The sequence below is a fragment of the Paenibacillus sp. CMAA1364 genome (assembly GCF_054373195.1).
The window spans coordinates 53,654-79,639 of the sequence record NZ_JBITNB010000001.1; the positions used below are offsets into that span (position 1 = coordinate 53,654).

General features: G+C 40.2%; 24 protein-coding genes. 3 read left to right on the forward strand and 21 right to left on the reverse strand.

All coding sequences use genetic code 11. The features are described 5' to 3' along the window. Positions 1 to 42 precede the first annotated feature (42 nt). The 20 genes from glnA to ACH8E3_RS00355 all read right to left on the reverse strand — a co-directional run bounded on the left by glnA (position 43) and on the right by ACH8E3_RS00355 (position 23,768). Positions 43 to 1,371 carry a type I glutamate--ammonia ligase gene (glnA, locus tag ACH8E3_RS00260; protein ID WP_458630581.1) on the reverse strand — a complete coding sequence of 443 codons (1,329 nt, stop codon included), beginning with the start codon at positions 1,369 to 1,371 and terminating at the stop codon, positions 43 to 45. A 35-nt stretch (positions 1,372 to 1,406) separates the two neighbouring features. Next, a complete protein-coding gene (locus tag ACH8E3_RS00265; RefSeq protein WP_458630582.1) occupies positions 1,407 to 1,817 on the reverse strand; it encodes a MerR family transcriptional regulator in 411 nt (136 codons plus the stop codon). A gap of 79 nt (positions 1,818 to 1,896) precedes the next feature. Then, complete coding sequence (locus tag ACH8E3_RS00270; protein ID WP_458630884.1) at positions 1,897 to 3,117, reverse strand: methionine gamma-lyase family protein; 1,221 nt, start codon at positions 3,115 to 3,117, stop codon at positions 1,897 to 1,899. A gap of 75 nt (positions 3,118 to 3,192) precedes the next feature. Next, complete coding sequence (hflX, locus tag ACH8E3_RS00275; RefSeq protein WP_458630583.1) at positions 3,193 to 4,491, reverse strand: GTPase HflX; 1,299 nt, start codon at positions 4,489 to 4,491, stop codon at positions 3,193 to 3,195. A gap of 28 nt (positions 4,492 to 4,519) precedes the next feature. Beyond that, a complete protein-coding gene (locus tag ACH8E3_RS00280) occupies positions 4,520 to 5,494 on the reverse strand; it encodes an AAA family ATPase (protein WP_458630584.1) in 975 nt (324 codons plus the stop codon). A 55-nt stretch (positions 5,495 to 5,549) separates the two neighbouring features. After that, complete coding sequence (locus ACH8E3_RS00285) at positions 5,550 to 6,209, reverse strand: YdcF family protein (RefSeq protein ID WP_458630585.1); 660 nt, start codon at positions 6,207 to 6,209, stop codon at positions 5,550 to 5,552. Continuing rightward, a complete protein-coding gene (locus ACH8E3_RS00290) occupies positions 6,206 to 6,763 on the reverse strand; it encodes a DUF402 domain-containing protein (protein ID WP_458630586.1) in 558 nt (185 codons plus the stop codon). The genes ACH8E3_RS00285 and ACH8E3_RS00290 overlap by 4 nt, the downstream gene beginning before the upstream one ends. 205 nt (positions 6,764 to 6,968) lie before the next feature. Then, a complete protein-coding gene (locus ACH8E3_RS00295) occupies positions 6,969 to 9,542 on the reverse strand; it encodes a transglycosylase domain-containing protein (protein ID WP_458630587.1) in 2,574 nt (857 codons plus the stop codon). 124 nt (positions 9,543 to 9,666) lie between these two features. After that, positions 9,667 to 9,906: an RNA chaperone Hfq gene (hfq, locus tag ACH8E3_RS00300; RefSeq protein WP_458630588.1), complete on the reverse strand. Its 240-nt coding sequence runs from the start codon at positions 9,904 to 9,906 to the stop codon at positions 9,667 to 9,669. Between the two features lie 43 nt (positions 9,907 to 9,949). Next, on the reverse strand, positions 9,950 to 10,918 hold the full coding sequence (gene miaA, locus ACH8E3_RS00305; protein ID WP_458630589.1) for a tRNA (adenosine(37)-N6)-dimethylallyltransferase MiaA: 969 nt from the start codon (positions 10,916 to 10,918) through the stop codon (positions 9,950 to 9,952). After that, the gene (locus ACH8E3_RS00310; protein ID WP_458630590.1) at positions 10,902 to 11,687 is read right to left on the reverse strand and encodes a class I SAM-dependent methyltransferase; all 786 of its coding nucleotides are present in this window, start codon (positions 11,685 to 11,687) and stop codon (positions 10,902 to 10,904) included. The genes miaA and ACH8E3_RS00310 overlap by 17 nt, the downstream gene beginning before the upstream one ends. Positions 11,688 to 11,737: 50 nt before the next feature. Further along, positions 11,738 to 13,606 (reverse strand): DNA mismatch repair endonuclease MutL, encoded by a 1,869-nt coding sequence (gene mutL, locus ACH8E3_RS00315; protein ID WP_458630591.1) that lies wholly within the window; start codon positions 13,604 to 13,606, stop codon positions 11,738 to 11,740. Positions 13,607 to 13,640: 34 nt separating this feature from the next. Next, the gene (gene mutS / locus ACH8E3_RS00320) at positions 13,641 to 16,256 is read right to left on the reverse strand and encodes a DNA mismatch repair protein MutS (protein ID WP_458630592.1); all 2,616 of its coding nucleotides are present in this window, start codon (positions 16,254 to 16,256) and stop codon (positions 13,641 to 13,643) included. 36 nt (positions 16,257 to 16,292) lie between these two features. Further along, positions 16,293 to 17,531: a putative amidoligase domain-containing protein gene (locus ACH8E3_RS00325; RefSeq protein WP_458630593.1), complete on the reverse strand. Its 1,239-nt coding sequence runs from the start codon at positions 17,529 to 17,531 to the stop codon at positions 16,293 to 16,295. A gap of 120 nt (positions 17,532 to 17,651) precedes the next feature. Beyond that, positions 17,652 to 18,203 (reverse strand): outer spore coat protein CotE, encoded by a 552-nt coding sequence (gene cotE, locus ACH8E3_RS00330; RefSeq protein ID WP_458630594.1) that lies wholly within the window; start codon positions 18,201 to 18,203, stop codon positions 17,652 to 17,654. Between the two features lie 91 nt (positions 18,204 to 18,294). Then, positions 18,295 to 19,284, reverse strand: coding sequence for an aromatic acid exporter family protein (locus ACH8E3_RS00335; protein WP_458630595.1), 990 nt, complete (start codon positions 19,282 to 19,284; stop codon positions 18,295 to 18,297). A 108-nt stretch (positions 19,285 to 19,392) separates the two neighbouring features. Then, complete coding sequence (locus tag ACH8E3_RS00340) at positions 19,393 to 20,139, reverse strand: ABC transporter permease (RefSeq protein ID WP_458630885.1); 747 nt, start codon at positions 20,137 to 20,139, stop codon at positions 19,393 to 19,395. Between the two features lie 124 nt (positions 20,140 to 20,263). Beyond that, positions 20,264 to 21,037: an ABC transporter ATP-binding protein gene (locus ACH8E3_RS00345; protein WP_458630596.1), complete on the reverse strand. Its 774-nt coding sequence runs from the start codon at positions 21,035 to 21,037 to the stop codon at positions 20,264 to 20,266. A gap of 27 nt (positions 21,038 to 21,064) precedes the next feature. Further along, positions 21,065 to 22,075 (reverse strand): ABC transporter substrate-binding protein, encoded by a 1,011-nt coding sequence (locus ACH8E3_RS00350; protein WP_458630597.1) that lies wholly within the window; start codon positions 22,073 to 22,075, stop codon positions 21,065 to 21,067. 175 nt (positions 22,076 to 22,250) lie between these two features. Continuing rightward, the gene (locus tag ACH8E3_RS00355) at positions 22,251 to 23,768 is read right to left on the reverse strand and encodes a carboxypeptidase M32 (protein WP_458630598.1); all 1,518 of its coding nucleotides are present in this window, start codon (positions 23,766 to 23,768) and stop codon (positions 22,251 to 22,253) included. Positions 23,769 to 23,885: 117 nt separating this feature from the next. Here ACH8E3_RS00355 and ACH8E3_RS00360 point away from each other — a divergent pair, with 117 nt between their 5' ends. The 3 genes from ACH8E3_RS00360 to ACH8E3_RS00370 all read left to right on the forward strand — a co-directional run bounded on the left by ACH8E3_RS00360 (position 23,886) and on the right by ACH8E3_RS00370 (position 25,255). Beyond that, positions 23,886 to 24,452, forward strand: coding sequence for a beta-class carbonic anhydrase (locus tag ACH8E3_RS00360; protein ID WP_458630599.1), 567 nt, complete (start codon positions 23,886 to 23,888; stop codon positions 24,450 to 24,452). 85 nt (positions 24,453 to 24,537) lie between these two features. Next, positions 24,538 to 24,966: a hypothetical protein gene (locus ACH8E3_RS00365; protein WP_458630600.1), complete on the forward strand. Its 429-nt coding sequence runs from the start codon at positions 24,538 to 24,540 to the stop codon at positions 24,964 to 24,966. A 4-nt stretch (positions 24,967 to 24,970) separates the two neighbouring features. Further along, a complete protein-coding gene (locus tag ACH8E3_RS00370) occupies positions 24,971 to 25,255 on the forward strand; it encodes a YxcD family protein (RefSeq protein WP_458630601.1) in 285 nt (94 codons plus the stop codon). Between the two features lie 84 nt (positions 25,256 to 25,339). Here the strand turns inward: ACH8E3_RS00370 and ACH8E3_RS00375 are convergent, their stop codons facing one another. Then, on the reverse strand, positions 25,340 to 25,729 hold the full coding sequence (locus tag ACH8E3_RS00375; RefSeq protein ID WP_458630602.1) for a hypothetical protein: 390 nt from the start codon (positions 25,727 to 25,729) through the stop codon (positions 25,340 to 25,342). Positions 25,730 to 25,986: the final 257 nt, after the last annotated feature.

Here is a 25,986-nt window from a genome sequence, read left to right on the forward strand (position 1 = left end):
GTTCCAAGTTATTTTCATAACTTGGAACACCCTTTTTAAATTCTAGTACAACGTCATATATTGATCAAGTTCCCATTGATGAACTCGTGTTCTAAACATATCCCACTCAATTTCCTTTAATTCATGGAAGTAAGCAAGTGCATGATCACCTAGAGCTGAAGTGATTACTTCACTGCGCATCATCTCATTAAGAGCTTCCTTCAAGTCTGCAGGTAAACTTGGGATGCCAGCTTCAACGCGCTCTTCTTCTGACATAATATATATATTGCGATCTACCGGATCCGGCAATTTAAGTTCATTCTTAATCCCGTCTAATCCCGCCTTCAACATCACAGCAAGCGCTAGATATGGATTGGCTGCTGGATCCGGATTACGCACTTCCACCCGTGTACTTAACCCACGAGAAGCAGGAATTCGAATCATTGGACTACGATTACTACCTGACCATGCCACATAACAAGGCGCTTCGTATCCAGGAACTAAACGTTTGTATGAGTTAACTGTTGGATTCGTAATTGCTGCAAATGCTCGGGCATGCTTCAGAATACCTGCCATATAGTAACGAGCGGTATCCGTTAATCCGAACTCATCTTTCTCATCATAGAACGCATTCTCTTTACCTTTAAATAGCGATTGATGACAATGCATACCTGAACCACTTACGCCATACAAAGGCTTAGGCATAAATGTTGCATGAAGTCCGTGTTCGCGTGCGATGGTCTTAACAACCAACTTAAACGTCTGAATCTGGTCTGCAGCTTTAATGGCATCTTCATATTTGAAATCAATCTCGTGTTGACCCGGTGCAACTTCATGGTGTGAAGCTTCAACTTCAAAACCCATCTCTTCAAGTGTCAGAACAATTTCACGACGGCAATTCTCACCAAGATCCAAAGGAGCTAGATCGAAGTACCCCGCCTTGTCATTCAACTCCATCGTAGGATTACCTTGTGAATCTGTCTTGAACAAGAAGAATTCAGGCTCTGGTCCTACTTTCATGGATGAATAACCCATATCTTCAGCTTCCTTCAAGCAACGCTTCAAAATGCCGCGTGGATCTCCAGCAAATGGTGTACCATCTGGCATATAAATATCACAAATTAAACGAGCAACTCGTTCTTCTGCTACCCAAGGAAATATTACCCATGTGTCAAGATCAGGATATAAGTACATGTCTGATTCTTCAATTCGAGCATATCCTTCAATGGATGATCCATCAAACATCATTAAGTTATCTAGAGCTTTCTGTAACTGACTCACAGGAATCTCAACATTCTTGATAGATCCTAATAGATCCGTAAATTGTAAACGAATAAATCTCACATTTTCTTCTTTAGCCATTTTAAGAATTGATTCTTTTGTATAACCCACAGTATCCTCACCCTTCGTTGATTGAATTTCACATCTTATTTATTAAAAAACCGAGACAATTCGCCTTGAATCAAGGAGTCACGCCCCGGTCTCCTATTAGCAAGTAATTCTTGTTTAAGAGCACGATGTAGTTGGGAATCGGTTAATCCTTTTCTTGTTAATTCTGTCTCAACCGTGATCACTGTTGCCTCATCAGATTCTCTCTTCATAGGACTCATAACTTGCTTAATTCCAGCTATGTTCACGCCTTTTTCAATTAGCGCTTTAATCTTCAATAATCTTTCTACATCATTAAATGAGAACAATCGTTGATTACCAGCTGTACGTGCTGGAACAATTAACATATGTTGCTCATAGTACCTAATTTGACGAGCAGATAAATCAGTCAATTTCATTACGATACCTATTGGAAATAAAGCCATATTTCTACGAATATCATCGCCCATATCTCATCAGCCTTCCAATGAACTAATACATTTATTTTACATGCCAATGTGTGTCATGTCAACGCCATGTCAGATAACCTCACAACAGATTGCGATCCACCATGTTCTGAAGTGCCTTGAGAACACCATATTTCACATGTGAATACGTTAACCCACCTTGCATGTATGCTATATAAGGTTCTCTTATCGGTGCGTCAGCTGATAACTCTAAACTTCCACCCTGAATAAACGTTCCTGCAGCCATAATGACAGGATGCTCATACCCAGGCATCTCCGATGGTTCAGGTACAACATGACTATCCACTGCTGCAGCACGTTGAATACCTTGAACAAATGCAATTAAATGCTCAGATCCGCTAAAAGAAATAGCTTGAATGAGGTCTGTTCGCTTCTCATGCCAAGCAGGCTTCGTCTCAAATCCGAACTTCTCAAACATCGCAGCAGCGAAGATACTTCCTTTGATAGCCTGTCCTACAATGGTCGGTGCAAGGAATAATCCTTGATATATCGATCTCGTTGTTCCCATCATAGCGCCAACTTCACTACCAATCCCAGGGGCAGTTAAACGGTAAGAAGCTTGTTCAACATATTTACCCTTCCCACATATATACCCACCTGTCTCTGCAATGCCACCACCAGGGTTCTTAATTAGTGAACCTGCAATAAGATCCGCTCCAACATCAGTGGGTTCATATTCCTCGGTAAACTCTCCATAGCAATTATCAACAAATACGATAACATCTGGCTTGATCGCTTTAACTCGTATAATCATTTCACTGATCTGTTCTATTGTGAAAGAAGCGCGCCAATCATACCCTCTTGATCGTTGAATCCCAATTACTTTGGTAGATGCCGTGATCCCTTTCTCCACAGCATCCCAATCGATGCTATCATCCTCTTGAAGCGCTGCTTCTCGATATGTAATACCGAAATCTAATAACGATCCTAGACCGTCTCCAGCTTCACCTATAACCTTATGAAGTGTGTCATAAGGACGACCTGTTATGTAGAATAATTCATCACCTGGTCTTAGAACACCAAATAGGGCCGTAGATATCGTATGTGTGCCTGATGCGAAATGAGGCCGAACTAATGCAGCCTCAGCCCCAAATACATCAGCATATACCAAATCTAGAACCTCTCGACCTCGATCATTATATGCATAACCTGTTGAACCAGCGAAATGAAAATCACTTACTTTGTGTTTTTGGAAGGCATCAATTATTTTCCATTGATTCAGATCAACGATACGATCCACGATCTGTATCTGATCTTGTATCTGATCTTCCACTACATTCATGTCATGTATTAATTCTTCTGTAAATCTTCCCATCACTTACTCAGTTCTCCCTTGATGTCTTCAGTTTCTTCATATCTATTTATCTAAAGACTCTATATATTCTTGAAGAAAATAGCCTTCCTTCTCATAATCTGCCTTGTGAAGCAGGACCGTATAAAGCGAATCACTACCATCGAAGTCTTGGTCAATTACGTCACCAACCCGATAGAGTAATGAGACTAGATCTCCTCGGTTCGCAGGAATTCGGAATGTTATTGTCTCTCCATTTAGTGAATTCTGGATCGCCTCACGTATAGCTAATAAATCAGTGTCATCAAAAGCACTGATCTTCAAATAACCTGGCCCTGAATGAAGCATCTGTAGTTGCGCTGGTGTACACATATCTTTTTTATTATAAAGCACGATTTGCGGTTTGTTAGATGCGCCTAATTCTTCCAATATAGATTGAACCACAGCCATCTGATCTTCTCTCATATCTGACGATGCGTCCACGACATGAAGGATTAACGTAGCCTCATTAACCTCTTCCAGTGTAGAACGAAATGCTGCGATCAGATCATGTGGTAGATTCTGAATAAATCCAACTGTATCCGTTAGGATAACTTCCTTACCCGAAGGCAACTCTAACGCACGTGACGTAGGATCCAGTGTTGCGAACAATTGATCTTGAATATATACATCAGCATCTGTTAATTGATTTAACAAAGTTGATTTACCTGCATTTGTGTAACCGACAAGCGCAACTTGAACGGCATCGCTTTTCTTCCTACGCTCTCGATATAGCTGACGGTGACGGCTAATTTCCGCCAATTGGTGCTTCAGATCATCAACACGACCTCGAATATGCCGTCTATCCGTCTCCAGCTTGCTCTCACCTGGGCCTCTAGTACCGATACCCCCACCTAGACGGGATAGATTCTGTCCTTGCCCCGACAGTCTCGGTAGCAGATACGTTAGCTGTGCAAGCTCAACTTGAATGATGCCTTCGCGAGTATTCGCCCTTTGAGCAAATATATCAAGAATTAACTGCGTTCTATCAATAATCTTGGCATCTAACATCTCCTCTAAGTGTCTCACTTGGGCACCCGATAATTCATGGTCAAAAATAGCAGTGTTTGCCCCAAGAGACTCCATAATTAGACGAAGTTCTTCCACTTTTCCTTTCCCAATGAAGAACCTTGGATCTTTCTTAGCGAGATTCTGACTTAAGGAATCAACAACTTCTACACCCGCTGTTTCGGCTAACTGAATTAACTCCTGAAGTGAATATTGTGGATCGATTCCTTTTCTTTTCACCTCATCCGTTACCAGACTTACTAGAACTGCTCGTGCATGTGTTTCTGTGTCCGTATCAAAAGTGATGGTGTTTGCCATGAATATAATTGCCCCTTTATCTGCTAGATCATATATTGAACTTAAAATCTTCCGTGCGTAAAGTCATGAGCTCCTGCTTCCCAGGATTATTATTCTCGAATTGATTCAACAATCTAACAGCATGATTTCGCATTGACTTTTCAATCATATTACGAACATATCTTGCATTGCTAAATGCATGTAATCCCTCGGTCTTCTCTTGCAAAATACGATTCCTCAATTTAATAACGGCTTGTGGCATTAGAATATAGTCTCTATCCTTTGCCATTAACTCTGCAATCTGAATGAGTTGATCGACAGTATAGTCGGAGAAATCAACCTGTATAGGGAACCGCGATGGAAGACCAGGATTGGTCTGAAGGAAAAAGTCCATTTCATCACAATACCCTGCCAATATGAGTATAAATTGATTCTTATGATCTTCCATAGACTTGACTAATGTGTCAATGGCTTCTTTACCGAAATCTTTCTCGCCACCTCGGGCTAAACTATAAGCTTCATCAATAAATAGTATGCCACCTAAAGACTTTTTTACTAAATCTCTCGTTTTCTGAGCCGTATGACCAATATATTCACCAACTAAATCAGCTCGTTCCACTTCAATCAAATGCCCTTTCGTTAGAACGCCCATCCTCTGGAATAACTTAGCTATAATTCTAGCAACCGTCGTCTTTCCTGTACCTGGGTTACCTCTAAATATCATATGGTAGACTTGAGAGCCTCCAGCTAACCCTGCATCAACACGCATTAGACTGACTTGTAGCAAAGCATAAATTTCGAAAATCAGGTCTTTGATGTTCTCTAATCCAACAAGTTGCTCCATATCCCGAAGAATATCTTGATATAAATCTTGCTCTAGAGTTCCCTTGGATACTTTGGATTTCTCACGTTCAGACACAACTTTCGTTAATACAGGTTGTTCATGACTACTTAGGACAACATTGATTTGTCTAGATGGTCTGCCTCCAGCCTTGTCGTTCGATGCAACGACACGTCCACTCATGCATCCATCACCTCATTATCTACTGGGATGATACCTCTCTTCAATGTATTCTAGTTCACGAATGGTTATTAACAGATTCGACTGATTTCAAGCCAAGCCTAAGTAAAAATTCGTCTAATTTCCATTTGGAATAAGCTAGAATCTCCCGGCTCTTATGATAAGGCATAGATAACACATTCGAATCTGTCGTAGACAAGATAGGTGATTGAAAATCCAAATATTCAGCTATATCTAATGAACGCATGCCATGATATGTATGTGTAATAATCAGTGCGGTAGTCCATCCACGCTGTTCCATAATGTATTGGCTGAATTTTAAATTCTCTAACGTACTTGTTGCCTCGTTCTCCATCACAATAAATGGGTCTAACACACCATGTTCCAATAAATATTGACGCATACCTTCGGCTTCTGTGAAATTAAATTCGGGTTTGTCTAATCCGCCAGATACGATGAATGTCTTAAATTTACCTTTTTTATATTCCTTCAGTCCATGATCTAAACGTTCTTTAAGACTTGGGCTCGGTGTATCTCCCCACATAGAAGAGCCAAGAATAATCCCTACATCAACAGGTTGACTGTCGCTGGTTGATTCAACCGTATTTATCTTCCAGAGTACATACCCTAGCCACATAAGAACGAAGAGGAAAATCATCACAATTGCGACAATAGTCCTCTTAAGTACCATTTTAATTCTACTGTGATTTCTTATCATGAATGCCTCCTGAAATCGCCGTTCTCGAACAATTGCTTATGATCTTCTAAGGACATCTCAAAGAATGGGAATTGTTGATTGTCGATTTCATCCAACAGCCGTTGCGCCGTTGACATTGCTAAGTGATAATCTTGCTGTGTAATATCTTTTCGTTGCAATGCATCATCCAACTCGTCTTGATCAAGAAGAAACACTTCACCATTTGGTATGACGACAACATCCAAATATAAATCATCAAACCATGGTACCCCTTGATCTGTCACTCCTTGTGTTTTACAAGTATCAATATACCATTGAATAATCTCACACCGCTCATCAAACATAGCAGTTACGATATAATGGCAACCCTTGGGATAATATTGTAACCAAGAATAACCCTTATCTGCAATCCGATATGAATGATTGCCATACGCTTTCCACAGCGGTTCTTTAAGGTTATAAATTGTATATAACGTAATATAGCCTGTAAACCTCTCTGATTCCACATAACGGCAGGTGAAGCGGCGGCGCGAAATTCTACGCCAGTTCGCACGATCTCCAAATTTACGTTTCATGGAAATATCCCTCTCCAACTATGTTAGATACAGCTTAACACATTTCGAATCACACTCAAAATGATCATCATGTTGGATTTCTCCTTTAATCTATCTTATGTTCAGTGTTAATAATACATTTATATTACGCCGCTTAAATAAAATAGAAAATCCTGAAGGTCTAAAGACCAACAGGATTTCCTTATCACTACAGTGTATTTATTCTCTATGGTGTAGTCGTTTCTGGTGCTTGTATATTTTCTGTTTCTGCGTCTTTACCTTTACCTTTATCTTTGCCCTTACCAGCACCTGGATCTTCAGGTGTTATAGTATTCTCTTCTTTAGGCGGTTCTACTGGTGTATTCTCGGTGTCTGGAGGAGCTACTTCCCCATTATCCACCGGAGGGATGACTTGATCCGGGTTTTCCGTGCCACTTCCACTTCCATTACCAGTACCATTCTCATTTCCAGTACCATTGCCGTTATCATTACCATTGCCCTGATCATTGCCGTTATCTGGTTGTTCCTCTAGATCTGGTTCAGGGATAACTTCAATTGGCTCTTCAGGGGCAGCTACGACTTGAATGACATTTGACTTATCAGATTCTAAATCTCCATCGACGAGATAGGCGGTAACATAATATTCATACGTCTGACCTTCGATGATATCGAAATCATCTACACCACTGGAAGATGCAGCATCCACAATAACTTTAAATTGGTTCTCCGATGCTTCTTTGCGATATAGACGATACTGGATATTACTGTCTTCCACCGCGTTCCATTGCAAATATACAATTTGAGTGTTCGGATCATAAGAACCGTTTAATCCGTTAACCACTGGAACAGCAGCAGGCTCAGGTTCAATAGGCTGTTGTGCAGATTCAGGCACCTGGAATGCTAACGGTTCGAAATCTTTCACAGCCTGCTCCATAACCTTACCCCAGAACGCAGCCGCAAGTGAACTACTTTTCTTCAGCAAATGTTTGGCATCCGGTTTATCATAACCCATCCACACGGCAGCAGTAAGTTCAGGTGTATAGCCTACAAACCAGACGTCACGGTTCGCACTATTGCCTTTAATTCCACTTTGTGTTGTACCTGTCTTACCTGCAACAGGTCTGCTAATCGCAGCTTTTTTCCCTGTTCCACTATTTACAACGTTCTTCAACATTTCAGTCATTTGATAAGCCGTATCTTCACTCATCACTTTCGTACCTTTAATCTTATGTTCATATTTCACTTTATCATTACTATCCTTAATCATCTTGATAGAATAAGCTTCATTTAATGTACCACCATTTGAGAATGCACTAAAAGCTTGTGTCATTTCAAATGTATTCGTACCTGAATTAAGACCACCAAGGGCTAATGACAAGTTCTTATCTTCTGGTTGCAATTTAATTCCTAGTTTCTCAGCAAATTTAAATCCTGTATTCACACCAATTTCATTCAACAACCACACTGCAGGTATGTTCTCAGACTTCTGAATCGCATCTGGCATACTAATCGTATCTGAATAGCCATGCAAATTACCTGGACAATACTTACCGAAACATTGTTTCTGATTGCTCAGTTGTGAGGCGCTTGTGAATTGCCCTGATTCTAACGCGGGGGCAAAAGAAACAATAGGTTTAATCGCTGAACCCGGTTGTCTCCGACTGCTCGTAACCCGATTGAATCCTTTACTCTCATAATCTCGACCACCCATTAGAGCGACAATTGATCCTGTCTGATTATTCGTAATCATCATAGATGCTTGAACCATCGTATCATCAGGACTTTTCTCAAAGTTGCTATCATCAGCGAACTCTTTTTCAATGACTTTCTGTGCATTTAAATCCATCGTTGTATATATCTTGTATCCACCGAGGTTAAGATCATCTGCTGTTAATCCAGTCTTCTCCTCAGCTTCACTCATGACATAATCAATGAAAGCAAAATATTGTTGTTTCTTAGCCAGTGGCGTGTAGTCGTATACTACAGCCTTTGCAACATTTCGTTCTTCACTCGTAATATACTTTTGTTCTTCCATCAATTGCAGTACGATAGCACGGCGTTCCATCGACACTTCCGGATTCCGTACAGGATTATATTTAGTAGGTCCTTTCGGCATCGCTGCTAATGTCGCCATTTGCCAAACTTCTAATTGATTTAGATCCTTCACACCGAAATAATATTCAGAGGCAGCTTTTATACCATATCGCTGACCACCGAAATTAATTCGATTTAAATACATCGTAATAATTTCATCTTTAGACATCTTGCGTTCTAACGTCATAGCAATAGATAATTCTGTGGCCTTTCGAAAGAATGTCTTCTCTCGCGTAAGGAAAATATTCTTTGCAAGTTGTTGCGTGATTGTACTTCCACCCTCGACCATTGATCTTGCCATAATGTCCTTCACTGCTGCGCGACCGATAGACCAGATATCCACTCCACTATGATCATGGAACCTTTTATCTTCTGTTGCAATAAAGGCATCCTTTAATAGTTGAGGTATTTGATCGCTTTCAACTGGATCACCTTGTTGAATCGATAGTTCATGCATGAGCTTACCATTTCGGTCATACAATTTTGAGCTTTCGTTCATGACAAGCTTATCCTTATTCTCCATGTATAATTTTTCACCATTTAACATGATATATATATAGCCCAGCAATGCACAAAACACAGCAATGGCTATGGTGAAGAACAAGGACCAGAATACCTTCTTCTTTGTTACTTTTTTTCTTTTCTTTACTTTGGGCTGTTTTGTATCTGTTTTTGTATTAGCCCTCGTAGGTCTTTTCTCAGCCAAATTAATTCCCCCCTATAAACTTCTACAATACATACCTAATGAAAAGAACAACCAATAATCGGTTGTTCATGTTTATTTCCTATTCACTTAAACGTAATAAAGAGCCGAAAAGTTTCAAATCGACCTATCCTACTGGAGGAGGGTCTTGCATCAACGAAACATTGCGTTGTGGTGTAATCGTTGATATCGCATGCTTGAACAGCATTTGTTGACGACCTTCACTATCCACAACAACTGTAAAATTATCAAATGCTTTGATCGTTCCTCTGATTTGAAACCCGTTAACCAAGAATATGGTTACAGAAATACTCTCTTTACGTAGTTGATTAAGAAAAGTATCTTGGATGTTGATGGATTTGTTCATTAACGGTACCCCCAATGTTTCATTTATTTTTCTTTTGTTTGGCTCATTCCTTATTTTCTGTAGATGAAAGAAGCTTTCCTGCTATTATATCATGGATCTGAGTGAAGTTCTCGGTAAATTTTTGTTGATCCGTTACATCTACCCAAGAAATATCTTTCATATGTCGGAACCAAGATAATTGTCTCTTAGCAAATCTTCGCGTGTCTCGCTTCAACAGTGTCATCGTATCTTCCCAGCTTAATTCATCATTAAGAAAAGATATAATCTCTTTATAACCCAAACCTTGCATAGATATGAGCTCTTTGCCAAAGCCTTTGTTCATTAAACTAAGAACTTCGTCTAACAAACCTTGTGTAATCATTTTATCAATTCGCTCTTCAATACGGTTATATAGTAATTGTCTATCCATTGTCAAACCAATGATACACAAATCGTAAGGCGATTCTTTCACTTGAGTAGCCATTTGAGCTGATAACGTTGTATTCGTTAAATGATATATTTCCAATGCACGAATGATTCTTCGTTGATCATTGATGTGCAATCTTTGAGCAGTAATAGGATCAATAAGCTTTAAACAATCATGCAATGCTTCTGCACCGTAATTCTGTGCATATGTAAGCTGCTCCTTTCGAAATGCCTCGTCAGCACCTACTTCTGTAAATTGAAATCCATAACAAACCGATTCAATATACAATCCAGTACCGCCAACAATAAGAGGAATACGTCCTCGGTCATGGATTTCTCCAATAAGACGATGACACTGATCTTGAAATTCAGCCACGGAATAAGATTCATCTGGATCGTGGATATCGATTAAGTGATGCGGCACATCATCCATCTCTTCTTCGGTGATTTTGGCAGTCCCAATATCCATCTGACGATAGACTTGCATGGAATCACCAGAAATAATTTCACAGCCAAATGATTTAGCTAATTCAATACTCATCTTTGTTTTACCAACAGCAGTTGGCCCTAAAAGCACGAGTAATAATGGTTTATTCTTTGTTGTCAAGGAACATCACTCCATATGTGATTTTTGATTGTTTACGTTCTAACATGTGGAAGCCAAGTCTAGCAAATTCAGGACTTCCCCATTTCTCTTTAAGCATGACCGTTTTCCTAGCTACACGAGTCGCCTCTTGTATACTCTCTAGACTTAAGGGATCGCCATTTGCAAACTCTCGAAGAGGATTAATAGCTGCTGATTCTATTAATGGTTCTCGAAACATGGGATCAAAATATACAATATCTACACTCTGATCAGGCATATCACGTAACACATCCAAATGATGAGCATGTTTCACTTCTATTCTTCGCATGGCTTGTGTTACTGTCTTCTGATCCGTCACATAATGACCTAATCCTTCTTTCAATAATACAGCCATATCAATCGAGCTTTCTAATGCCGTCACCTGACCATCAACACCAGCCTTTACAGCAAATACGAGTGAATCACTTCCTAATCCAGCTGTGCAATCTAGTACGGAATCACCCGCTTCCATTCTTGCAGCATCTATCATGGGATCGGGTTCTCCCTTTAATACCCGTTTTGCTCGAACATAACCCATACTAGGATGATATGCTATAGATGATCCGTCTTGTCTAACTAATCTTACACCCTCTTCTAGTACAATTAGGGCTACCGATTCACCCGATCTATCCATAAGTTTATTTAAGGAGGTAAACGTTCGCGGAACATAGGTGAACCCAGATTGCTCCGCTATCGTCTTGGCACGATTCACACACACTAGTGCCTCCGACTTTCCTGTTGTAATAATCATGATATCCTCCTTTATTGCTGTAAACAGATTCACTACGCGCGAAACATTTATCACATGACACGCTTAAATAACTTCTCTAGATCATAAGTGGAGAACGAGATAACAATGGGACGTCCATGCGGACATGTATATGGTTGTTTACAAGATGCCAAACGTTCTAATAGTGTGTCAGACTCTACTTCCGTTAATCTTTGATTAGCTTTGATAGAAGCTTTACACGAACATAGAATGGATGACTTCTCTCTTAATTTGGCAAGATCAATCATTCGTTCAGTCAGAACCCACTGTGCCATTTCTTCAATGATTTCTTGTTCTTCCCCTTTGGGGAACCAATACGGATAAGATATAACCCGAAAGGTCTGTCCCCCGAAATGTTCTAAGTATACGCCTACTTGTTCGAACCAATTCAGTTTATGCTTCAACTGCTCCGATTCCATTGGTGTGAATTCTAACGTTATCGGCAATAACAGTTCTTGTGATACATCACTAGGTTGGCCAAATTGTTCATAGTAAAATTCATAATTAATTCGTTCATGTGCAGCATGTTGGTCAATTAGATATAATCCTTCTTCATTCTGAGCGATTAAATATGTCCCATGATGTTGACCAATAAGAGTTAATTCAGGAAATGTAGGAAGTGCTACAGAGCCCTGAATAGGTTCAGCATATATGTCTTGATTAAAAGATTGCTTGTTCGTAGCATAATGATTATCCAATCTTTCTCTTATGGGTGAACTTGCATCCAGACGAACGGGCCTCTGCGTGGCACGTTGTACGTCTCGATGGTCTTTAGGAGCGTTATTTTCATTCACTCTAAAAGAAGTTCCTCCTGAACCCACGGCATTCTGATCTTTCTTAAATTGAAACTGTTCCTGAATGAATGATGAGGTTCCAATCCCGATCGGATGTTTCACAGGCTGAGGAATAAGTACTTGTTGACGTAATACAGCGTAAATAGCTTGTTCCACAAATGGATATAATTCATTCTCTTTACTGAATCGTACTTCCAGCTTCGCAGGGTGTACATTCACATCCACAATGGATGGGTGCATCGTTAGTGACAGTATAGCTAATGGATATCGATTAATAGGTAATAACGTATGATAGGCTCTCATCATGGCTTGATTCAGACCATAACTGCGAATATAACGACCATTTACTATCGTTGATATCCCATTTCGATTCGATCTAGTCCATTCAGGTCGACTAACATACCCTTGTATAGAGAAATCTTGATCCTCTAGTTCCACAGGAAGCATTGCCTTTGCAGCCTGAGTACCATATATTGCAGCAATCACTTGTAGAAGATCACCATTTCCAACGGTCTGTAATAATGTATTCTCATTATGTCTCACAACGATACTTATCTCAGGATGTGATAGCGCAATGCGATACATGTAGTCCGATACATGACCTAATTCTGTCTGAATAGTCTTCATATATTTAAGTCTTGCGGGTGTATTATAGAATAATTCCTTTACGACGAATGTAGTACCCCGTGAGGCGGCAATATCTTCGTTACTAATCAACTTGCCACCCTCAATCACTACCCTTCTACCCAATCCATCATCATTACTGGATGTAGTAAGTGTCAATTTCGATACAGAAGCGATACTTGCCAAAGCTTCTCCTCTGAATCCTAGACTTGTAATGTTGAAAAGGTCGCGGCCATGTTCAATTTTACTTGTTGCATGGCGATAAAAGGCTGCTTCACAGTCATCTGGTTCAATGCCCGATCCGTTATCTATGACACGTATGCTCTGTAGTCCACCTTCTTCGATAATCACTTCTATCTTACTGCTACCAGCATCTATCGAATTCTCAACTAATTCCTTCACAACAGAAGCTGGTCGTTCGACTACTTCTCCTGCAGCTATCTGATTGGCAATATGTTCGTCCAACACATGAATTCTAGCCATAGCTAATCCCTCTCTTGTACATCAAATTGTCGTTCTAATGAATTTCCTTCGCCTTCTCACTTAACTCAAGAAGCATTTGCATCGCTTGGATAGGGGTCATATTCATCAGATCCATATTCTTAACTGAATCAATAATCTCTGTGATCGAAGGGTTTATTGGCACAGCTATATCCTTCTTCTGCGGTCGTAAATCCTCATCGTCAAATATGGATAGTTGAATCACGTCATTGTCCGTTTTATGAGCTTGTCCCTGAATGGGCGGTACCTGTACCACACCTTCTAGCAACATATTGGCACGATGAATTATCGAATCTGGTAATCCCGCTAGACGCGCGCAATACACACCATAACTACTTCCCGCTGCACCTCTTACTAATTTACGTAAGAAATGAACCTTATCTCCACTTTCCTGCACGGACATGGAGTAGTTCCGTAAACCGTCTAGACTATCTTCCATATGGGACAATTCATGGAAATGTGTGGATACCAGAGCTTTACATCCAATTTGATCATGTACAAATTCAATGACAGCTTGAGCAATAGCCATTCCTTCGCTTGTGGAAGTCCCACGACCCAGCTCATCAATAATAATCAAGCTCTTTGCAGTCGCTTTTTCCGTCATCACCTGAATGTCAGCCATCTCAACCATAAACGTACTTTGACCACCTATTAAATCATCAGCAGCGCCAATTCGCGTAAATATACGATCCACCATCGGGATCACTGCTCTACTCGCTGGCACATAACAGCCCATCTGGGCAAGTATGGATATAAGTGCAACCTGGCGCATGTACGTGCTTTTTCCAGCCATATTAGGTCCTGTAATGAGTAGAATATGGGCTGCTTGCTCAGTTAATGCTGTTGCGTTGGCTATGAAATCATAATCCTTCATCATTGCCTCAACAACGGGATGACGTCCTCCTTCAATCGTGAGATCATAGCCATCTGTTAGGTTGGGCTTTACGAAACCATGCTCTACACTAATGGCAGCTAAGGATTGATAGACATCCAACTCAGCAACTTTCTCGGCAAGGAACTGCAATCGTGTTATTTGATCACTCAACAATTCTCTGAGTTCTGTGAAAAGCTCATATTCTAGATCTACCATCTTTTCCTGCGCCTCAAGAATTAGCCCTTCTTTTTCTTTCAGGTCAGGTGTGATATATCGTTCAGCATTAGCTAAAGTCTGCTTTCTTTCATATCTTCCCTCGGGAATGGTAGCTAGATTTGATTTGGTTATTTCAATATAGTAGCCAAACACTTTGTTGAAGCCAACCTTTAGAGATTTAATGCCTGTTGCTACACGCTCTTGGGCCTCTAGATCAGCAATCCATTTCTTACCGTTCATGCTGGCATCTTTGAGCTCATCTAGATGTGAATGATACCCTTTCTTAATCAATCCACCATCTCTAACGGATATCGGCGGCTCATCAACAATAGCTTGTTCAATCGCATCGTATAGATCACTACATGGATCTAGTTCAGAGGCAATCTTTCCTAATGTTATCGAAGTAGAATTCGCACATAGCTCCTTAAGAGCTGGAATTTGTTGTAAGGATAGCTTGAGCGCATTTAAATCCCGTCCGTTCGCATTCCCATATGCTATTCTCCCAACAAGCCTCTCCAAATCATAAATATCACTTAATGAATGTCGTATATCTTCACGTAAAATAAGGTTGTTGTATAGTAGCTCGCAAGCTTCTAACCTCTCTTCAATTCGACTACGATGCAGTAAAGGCTTATCGATTCTCCTACGCAATAGACGCGCTCCCATAGACGTCTCTGTTCTATCTAACAACCATAATAAGGAACCCTTCTTCGATCTGTCACGCACCGTTTCTACTAACTCCAGATTACGGCGGGTAAATGGATCGAGAATCATATAATGTCCCGGCTCGTAAGAGGATATCTGCGTGAATTGACCTAGGGATCTTCGCTGTGTCTCATGAAGATAGGAGATTAATGTAGCCGTACAAATTCTTCGCTCTAGTTCTAGTCGCACCACCGCGGCATCTCCAAATTGATTCCTAACCATCATCTCGTCTTGCTTATCCCAATCCGTATACACGACTGGTCTATTCCCTTGAAGTTGTAGGGAACGAATAGTCTCAAGCATTCCTGCATCTCCAATAATCTCAGATGGTTCATATATATTAATTTCATCTCGCAACCATTCCGTGGAGGAAGGCACGGACGTGACATATAATTCTCCTGTTGTTAGATCACAAGCAGATAAACTCATCATCCCAGCGGACGTCGTTACACATACTAAATAATTATTCGACTTGTCAGACATATTCTTACTATCCATAATCGTACCTGGTGTCACCACTCGTACGATCCCTCGACGTACCATCCCTTTGGTGGTGGCAGCATCCTCTAATTGCTCACAGATCGCCACCTTATAGCCTTTCTCAATCAGTCGATGAATATATCCTTCTGCTGCATGATAAGGAACACCACACATAGGGATCTTCCCATCCCCTCCACCACCACGACTTGTTAGCGTAATTTCGAGCTCACGGGATGCACGGATGGCATCTTCGAAGAACATTTCATAGAAATCGCCTAGTCGAAAGAATAGAAAGGCATCTTGTGCTTGTTCTTTTATTTTCAAATATTGTTCAATCATTGGCGTATATTGGGACATGAGTTACCTCCACAAATTGAATTATGCTATTCATGATTATAACACAGGTACATTCCATAGAGGGCGAATATCCCTCGACTCATCCCAGGTTCTTCCACTTACTATAAGCTCAAATAACGGTTCAATATATTTGGCGTAATCCGAATATTCCTCAAGGGTTCTAATATCCCTTAATAAAGGAGCTATACTTTCTCTAATAGGTTGTTTAACACCTTCATAGAATGCTTTATGTACCACTTCAAGTTCGAGTGGACGATGCGATAAGCTTCGATAATGGCTGACGACGATATATGCAAGACAGACGATCCCTTTGGTAACCATTGGCGACACTAGAAAACTCGGTAAAGTGCGATATTCAAACCCACCGTGTGACTGTCTTCTGAAATCTCCTAGATAGCCATAGCGTGGTCTTCTTACTAAGCTAGATTCGTCCTCAATCAACATGATAGGAAGTGATAAATAATTATCTAATACTTGTAGCATCTTCGAAGTCAGTATAATACCGCTGAAATGCAAATGCCCTCCAAGCGGCATCCCCGGTACGGGCATACCTCCTGCTTTCCATAACAGTCGTCGATCTTTAATGACGAGAGATGCTGACCTCACAGCATGCATAAGCTCTACAAGTAGTCCTCGTGGATGTGAACTAGGTTCAGGACGCAATTCAGCAATTGGGTAGCTTGTCGTACCTTCCATATGAATAGCATCACAACCTACTTCTCCCTCACGTTCTAAGTAATTAGATGCGGGTACAACTTCCATTGAAGATGAATCAATGAGGAGAAATTCTGGGTCCATACCCATCACAAGCTTAATCCCACTGCTGTCCTCTTGTTGTAATGCATGATGTAGATCTGCCTGATGTTGTTGGTATAAGCCTTTAATTCTAGGTGAAAATAATTCTGTGTAAGGTGTGACCTTCTCAATGACATATCGCCGATCACCATAGGTTGCGACAATTGCTTCGCCTTCTTCTATACCTAAAGAATATAAACTTCGAACGGCTACCTTAGCTAATCTTTTCATAAGGGCACTTTGTTCATGATCATGTCTTAGTGTCATCGTTATTCCCGTTCGCATACCACCATTGGCTATCCTTTCAATATGGAATCCACGCAAATCACATACCTGTACAGCATATCTACTACGATATATTGACTCATTGAGAAGTCTTAACCTATCTTGATGAAACTGTGACGATACACCCGAACGAATAAGGCGTGCTTCACGCGTAGAGAGCGACATTGATTCGAAAAAGGACAATTTATGTTCCATCTTAAACAACTCTCCTTTATTCACCATATAAATAAAAACAAAAAAGGAGGGCATCTGCCCTCTACTCAGATACCCTCGGTACATATAATACGTTATAACCTTACCCATTCACCTGTGACGTTACAGATCATCATCCAATAAATCAGGATCTAAATCTTCATAATCACCAGTATCCTGAGCGAAATCAAATTCCTTGTCTTCATAACTCTCGTTGCCGACGAGTACAATCACCTTGGTCTCAGCAATAAGTTCCACTGTGAATTCCCGTTCGACACGAATGATGACACTTCCACCACCTGACGAGACACTTGCTTCAACACAACTTGGTTCCTGCGTTGCATCCGCAGATACTTCAACGGTTGAAACGCGGTGTCTTGGGTCTAAATACGACAGTGCGACAAAATCTACATAGGGTACCGTTTCTTTGGCTACATCAGTCTGCGAGTTCTTGTCATAAGAATACCAGATGTTGATATCGTAAGTACCAATAACTTCAATCCCGTCTCCGGCCGCAACTGCCTCATACTGATGGTTAATAATCCATGCGCCAAGAATACTGGTCGGATTATGCGGCGGAGTTACGGTATGTGTTACGGTAGAGAACTTACGACCTTTGCCACAGATCGCTTTCGTTATGATCTCTCTACTTTGTTGTTTACGACTTATAGACATCTTCGAACCTCCTCCATACAATCATTCACTACTAAGTGTATGCAAGGACTAGGCAAAAGTTGATTAGCCTAGCCTAAATAAATGAAATTTTCTATTCATGTAAGGTTGAGTGCTCATAAATGGGATTGTTTTTTTCCGGAATAGGCGCCTTACTCTTCTTCGCTATCTTCAAATATAATGATAATTCTCGGCATAGCTGCAAGATTGATGATCTGATCTCAAATTCTTCTCTAGTGTTTGGAAGATCCATCTGTTTGAAATCTTGTTCTAATTGCTCCAATAGCACTTCCGTGTTACCTGTATATGCTGACTTCGTCACATCATGGCTCAGTTGTTCCATCAGATCTGCTACTAATTCACCCTGCGGAAGCTTCTGATATACATCAGCAATTCGCTGCACCATGGCCAGAATCAAATCTAATTGTTCTTTTCGCATGTAAAAATAGATATTCCAAGCCGCGTCCGGATGAACCATCTGATTCTCCATCGCTCGTTGTGATGCACGGGAACCTTCTTCAATCGCTTGACTCGCCTCAATTAATTCGGCCCCATCCCATACATGACTTGGATCATGTAATGTAAGACTGATGTGACTGAATATGATGGCGAATAGCCCGTCCACCTTGTGACGTATTTCAATCATCTGAACGCCACCTTTGGGCATATACACCATATTCACGACCATGGCTGAACCCAGACCAATAATCAGTAATTCAATCTGTGTTAATAGAGCTGGGAACGAAAGTACCCCTCCAGCAAAGATCCGAAATACAACAACTGAGCTTGTAACAATCCCTTCCTTAAAGCCTGATCTCACGATTAACGGAAATCCAAATAATACAAACAAACCCAATACCCAATAATGGAATCCAAAGATACTAAACAAGAAACAAGCAAAAAGAAGCCCCACAATAGAGGCGAAAAAACGAGCGGAAATGGTCCTTAGACTTCTTTTACGTGTAACCTCCACGCCTAGAATGGCTAACAATCCCGCACCTTGTGGGCTTGGTATGCCAGCGAAGTCAGCAATAATAATGGAGATAAGTGTAGCAATAGCTGTCTTAATGACACGAATTCCCATGAGAGTACATCTCTTTTCTACATAAATAAATTTACTCTCATGGTACTTTATTTCTTACATGGAAACAATGAAACTTCTAACACTTGAGGAAAAGATGACTTAGAACTGTTAAGAATGAGATAATAATTTACGCTCTAAATATACAACAATGCGGTACATGATTGTCGCAACAACCGCAATTATAAACAAACTGGACATCACTAATGTGAAGTTAAATACTTGAAATCCATAGATAATTAAATAGCCAAGACCCATCTGTGCCACTAGAAATTCTCCAACAATGACACCTACCCAAGCAAGACCCACATTAACTTTCAGTGTGGATATCATCGCAGGAAAAGTTGCTGGAAGTATCACTTTACGAAACACATCATACCGCGAACCACCAAATGTCTTGACCACTTTAATGAGATTGCTATCTACTTCCATGAAGGTATTGTAGACGACTAATGTCGTAATAATGACGATGACCGACAAAGTCGTCACCACAATCGCCGTAAATCCTGCACCAAATACAACGATGAACAAAGGACCTAAGGCGACCTTCGGCATGCTATTAAATACAACCATATAGGGATCTAACACTTTGGATATAAATGGCGACCACCACAGTAAGATAGCCAGTAAAACCCCAAGTAGCGTTCCAAGAAGGAATCCAACAACCGTTTCACCGACTGTCGTACCCATGTGCTTCCATATTTCTCCGCTAACTGTATCCCGCCAGATTTGATTGAATATCTTGGTGGGATAACTAAACAGTAATACATCGATCCACTTGAAATTCCCTGCTGTCTCCCATAGCCCTAGGAATAACAGCAACAAGCCTAACTGCACGGCTAGCACTTTATTACGCAACTTATTCTTTTGAACCTTATATTCTTCATATCGTGTTGTTAACCATTCTTGGCTTGCATCACTTGTACGTTTTGAATCCTCATCTCCTTGATTAATAGGACTCACACGAATCATACCTCCTCATTTACAAGTCACTCGACATCTCCATGGCGCTCCAAATTTCGTGAAATAGAATTTGAAATCCTTCCTGGTCACGAGCATGAAAAGGCAATACGTCACGAATATGGTTCGGAACTTCAAATATCTTTCTAATCCTCCCAGGATTGCTACCTAGCAGGACAATTCGATCACTCATGGCAATTGCCTCCGAAAGATCATGTGTGACTAATATAGCTGTCTTATTGCGTTCACGTAATGTGCGGGAGATCAGGTCTTCCAATTGTAACTTCGTCTGATAATCCAGTGCGGAGAAAGGTTCATCCAACAACAATAGCCCTGGATCTGTAGCTAATGTCCTTACAAGTGCAACACGCTGGCGCATCCCACCTGAGAGTTGATATGGATAATACTTCTCCTTCCCTTCTAGTCCCATTTCTTCAAGTAACAGCGATGTTTTCGTGCTATTCTCAGGTGTAAGTTCTCCTATAAGTTCTAGCCCTAACAAGGCATTATTCAAAATCGTACGCCACGGAAATAAATAGTCTTGTTGCAGCATATAGCCTACCTCAGATGATGGACCATCGAGCTTGTGCCCATATACGAGAACTTCTCCTTGGGTTGGCTTAATCAGCCCTGCGATAATGGATAGAATTGTAGTTTTACCACACCCACTTGGTCCAACAAGACTAACAAATTCTCCTGGGAATATTGAGAGCTCTAGATCATCCACAGCCAGAGAGGCTTCGCGGTCAGTGATATACATATGAGCAACATTATTCAACTCTACAACAGGTAGCATATGCACTCTCCTTTTGACGGGTGATGGTTACTTCACGGTTGATTTAGCCTTTTTGGCAAAAGTATTGTCTACAATGGTTTCTTGTGCCACCCGTTCCTTCAGTTCACCAGCATTGTCCATCACATCTAATAAGTTATTCCATTCTGCTTCATCCAACATTGGATCAGACGCATAGGTCCCTTGATCTTGATAACGCTTCACGGATGAGATAATAATTTCGCGATCTGCATCTTTGAAATATGGCATGATTGTATCTGCTATCTCTTCCGCACTATGCGCTGCAACCCACATTTGTGCCTTTTGTACCGCATTCGTAAATTTCTGAACCGTATCTGTATTTTTCTTTATATAGCTTTGCTTACTCATAAACACGGTGTATGGTAGGTGTCCACTCTCCACTCCAAATGACGCTACGACTTTACCCTTGCCTTCTTTCTCGAAGATCGAAGCTTGTGGTTCGAATAACTGAACATACTTCCCAGTTCCAGATGCAAAAGCAGCTGCAATATTCGCGAATTCGATATTCTGGATTAATTCTAAATCTTGGTGTGGATCAATCCCCTTTTTCTTCAGCGTAAATTCTCCAGCCATTTGAGGCATGCCACCTTTACGCTGCCCAAGGAATACTTCACCTCGTAGTTGCTCCCAGTCAAAATTCGAATCTACATCTCTAGAGACTAAGAAAGTGCCATCCGTTTGTGTTAACTGTGCGAAGTTAATCACCGGATCATCGGAACCTTGTTGATATACATAAATGGATGTTTCTGATCCAACTAAAGCGACATCTATTGCATTCGATAACAAGGCTGTCATTGTCTTGTCTCCGCCAAATGTCGTTTGTAGTTCAACGTCTAGTCCTTCTTCTTTAAAGAAGCCTTTCTCTATCGCTACATACTCTGGCGCATAAAATACGGAGCGTGTCACTTCCCCAATCTTTACTTTTACAGTGGCATCTTTCCCTCCACACGCAGATGCAATGGTAGCAAAGATGAGAAGTGCACCTACAAGCGTTTTAAACTTTTTATTTCCGATCCACATATGAATTCCTCCATTCTAACTATAAACATAATGCATCATATGCCATTGCCCACAAAAGGTTATCTTTAAAAGAGATTTAAGATTCGATATGCACGAAAAAATGCCATGAAGTTTTTCTTGATCACAAGAAAGTTCATGGCATTAAATATTAACTATATGAAAATATTAAATTCAACTATATTTGATAGATCTCTTTATATTTCTCCTCCAAGTAATCCGCCAAGTAATTCGGATTAAGCTCCTCACCCGTCACTTGCATAATGATTTCAGAAGGCGTCAGACTTTTACCATACTGGTATATCTTTGTGGTCAACCACTCTTTAATTGGAAGCAAGTTCCCCTCTGCAATCCACTGATCATAGTGAGGTAACTCTTTACGCATCGTATTTAAGAATTGTGCAGCATACATATTCCCTAAAGAATAGGATGCAAAGTATCCGAAATCCCCACCAGACCAGTGAACGTCTTGGAGTACACCTGCGCCATCATTTGGCGGTTCAATACCGAGATATTCTTTATACTTCGCATTCCATACATCTGGCAAATCTTTAACAGACAATTCTTCATTAAATAGCATCTTCTCAATCTCATAACGAATTATAATATGTAGATTATAGGTTAATTCATCTGCATCAATACGAATAAGCGAATTCTCCACTCGATTAATTGCACGGTAGAAATCTTCTAACACCACATCTGTAAGTTGTGGATCAAAGTACTGTTGTAGATCTTTATAGTATCTTTCCCAGAATCCATAACTACGTCCAATCATATTCTCCCATAATCGAGATTGTGATTCATGAATACCCATAGAAGTACCTTCGGCAAGTGGTGTTCCTGCAAATTTCACATCCACATTCTGCTCATACAGTGCGTGTCCACCTTCGTGTAATGAGCTGAATAAGGCGTTGGTTACATCTTCTTCCACATAATTCGTTGTTATCCGTACATCCCCAATATTTAGACTCGTAGCAAAAGGATGTACACTTTCGTCTTGACGTCCCGCTTCAAAATCATATCCCATTTCTTGAAGGATGAAGAGTCCGAACTTCTCTTGTTGTTCCTTCGAGAATTTCTGTTGAAGGAATTTCTTCTCCGGTTGAACCGGTGAAGATAGAATGGCCTCGACTAGAGGCACTAAACGAGTCCGAAGTTGAGTGAAAATCCGGTCTAACTTCTCCACGGTCATATCGGGTTCATACATGTCGATCAAGGTGTCGTAACGAGTACCTTTTACACCCCAATACTGAATGAACTCTTTCTTCATTTCAACGATTTTACTTAAATAAGGTTCAAACCCTGCAAAATCACTCTTATCCTTCGCTTCTTCCCATAATGTCTGGGCATGTGCCGTTAGAGCAGAATATTCTTGGAACTTATCCGTAGGAATAAGCTTGTTAAGTTCATATTCTTTCTGACATTCCAGAATAATCTTACGATCTACTTCATCTAATTGTTCCATCACATGCTCTTGTGTGAAATATGCCAAATAATCAGCCATGTCTTCTGAGATTTGTAATTTGAACATTTCCGTATCCAACATTCCAATCGTCTCTGAGCGGGCTTCCGCTCCTTTACGTGGCGCACCTGTCCGTAAATCCCAATGCAATAACGCTACAGCTTCATAATAACCTCTAATTTTACGTACTAATTCATGAAATTGAGTTAGTTTGATTTTTACTTGTTCTTCCAATTGAAGTCCACCTCAGATATTTTTTTTGTGTTTCCCTCTTGATGATACTTTTTACAATACGTATAATCAACATTTAAGAACGTAAATCATTCTATACACAGAAGGGAAATGTACTATATGGACCATATTTCTGAAATTCTAGTTTATAATCAACAATTTGTTAAGAATAAGGAATACGAAGCTTACCAAACGAGTAAATTCCCTGATAAAAAGATTGTTGTCCTTAGTTGTATGGACACACGATTAACAGAACTACTACCCAAAGCGATGAATTTCAAAAATGGGGACGTTAAGCTTATTAAAAATGCTGGCGCCATTATCTCCCAACCTTTTGGTAGTGTCATGCGTAGCGTATTAGTAGCTATTTATGAATTGCAAGCGGACGAAGTCTTCATTGTAGGTCACTTAGATTGTGGTATGGCTGCATTGAATTCAGATCATATGATTCAAATGATCAAAGAGCGTGGGATTGAAGATACCGTACTGGATACGTTAGAGAACTCTGGAATTAGATTGTCCAAATGGCTTAGAGGCTTTAACGACGTACATGAAGGTGTTATTCATACGGTAGATCTTATCAATAAACACCCTTTACTTCCAGCTAATGTGCCCGTTCATGGCATGATTATTAATCCAGAAAATGGCGCCCTAGAACTCATTGTGGACGGATATAAAAATCTTTAATAAAAATTTGAAACTTTTAATAGGATCTAACGTATATTCCTAGATTAACAACTATTATTGTATCAACAGGAGGAACTTATTTCGTATGAAAAAGTGGATTATGATTTTCATGGCTTTTACTCTTATCTTTGTAACTATTGCACCAGCAAGTGTTGATGCAAGACGTAGTGGTGGTGGATTTAAATCGGGTACTAAATCATTTACCAGCACTCCGAAGAAATCTACTACAAATAGTAATGTGAACAAATCTAGTGCAACAACGAACAAATCAACTGCTGGAACAATGGGTAACCGTGGATTCTTCAGTGGTGGTAGCTTGATGAAAGGCTTAATGATCGGTGGATTAGCCGGCATGCTCTTCGGAGGAATGTTTGGCAATATGGGATTCCTTGGAGATATAATTGGTCTAGCCATTAATGTTCTAGCCATCTATGTTCTGATATCCCTTGCACTTGCTGGTTATCGAGCGTATAAGAATCGTCGTAAGCCAGATCCACGTGATGGAAGATATTAATCGTATGGAACTATCTATGGATGAAATTATCAACGCAATCTGTCTGCATATGTCGGAACGCAAAGGTGTTCGACCTACAGAAGTTCAAGTAGAATTAAGTTGGGATGAGAACACTGGTTATTCTGCTGAAGTATGGACGCAAGGTCGCAGCCAATATTTGGTGGAAACGAATATGATCGAGGCTATTCTTCGTTATTTACAAAGCGAATATGATGTTCGTGCTTTCTCCGATCAGGTCACACTGGATATCGATGAAGAGATTACTGCGAATATCGTATTGAACTCATAACCTGTTGGATTCATTCACATTACAAAGGCTACCGTCCATATAGACGATAGCCTTTGTTGTTGTTTAGCTTCAAGTATGAAGCATTTAAGTTTTAATATAGTTACTCGGGATTTTCACTAGAACATAGTGGCTAGTCCACATTTGAGTCGTGACTATTAATCTTTCTTTATCTTTTTCGAAAAACAAACCACTGCCTTCTTTGTCTTTAAATTCCCATCCATTGGACACAATCATCTCTTTTATTTTGTCATCCACATTCTTATTGTGTTTGTCATTACTTCTAGTAACATACCAAATGCTATCGCTAGTAGCTGCAACCTCAGCTACCTCACGATCTGATTCGCTCATGATTTTAATAGCCTCTTTAGCAGATACCCCGTCTATAGGAAATGAAGGATAGTATAATTTATTTATAAATACATACAGAGCAATACTCACTATGCATACACCGATAATTACTCCGATTTTCTTCAACAAAAACTCCTCCTTTCTTAGTATCTATGAATCAAATGTATTAAAATATATTTCAAATATTCCTTCTAAAAGTATACATATTTAAAGAAAGTAATACCAATTTAATGATATCGCTTACAAATTATTTGTCTCATTATATTTTCAATTGTAACATGTCTGTAACATTATCGTTCTAACTTCGTAGATATTACGCTTAAAACATTTTATGTTAACAAGTTTCAAACGAAAATCACTCTTGACGAATGCGTTTTTAATAA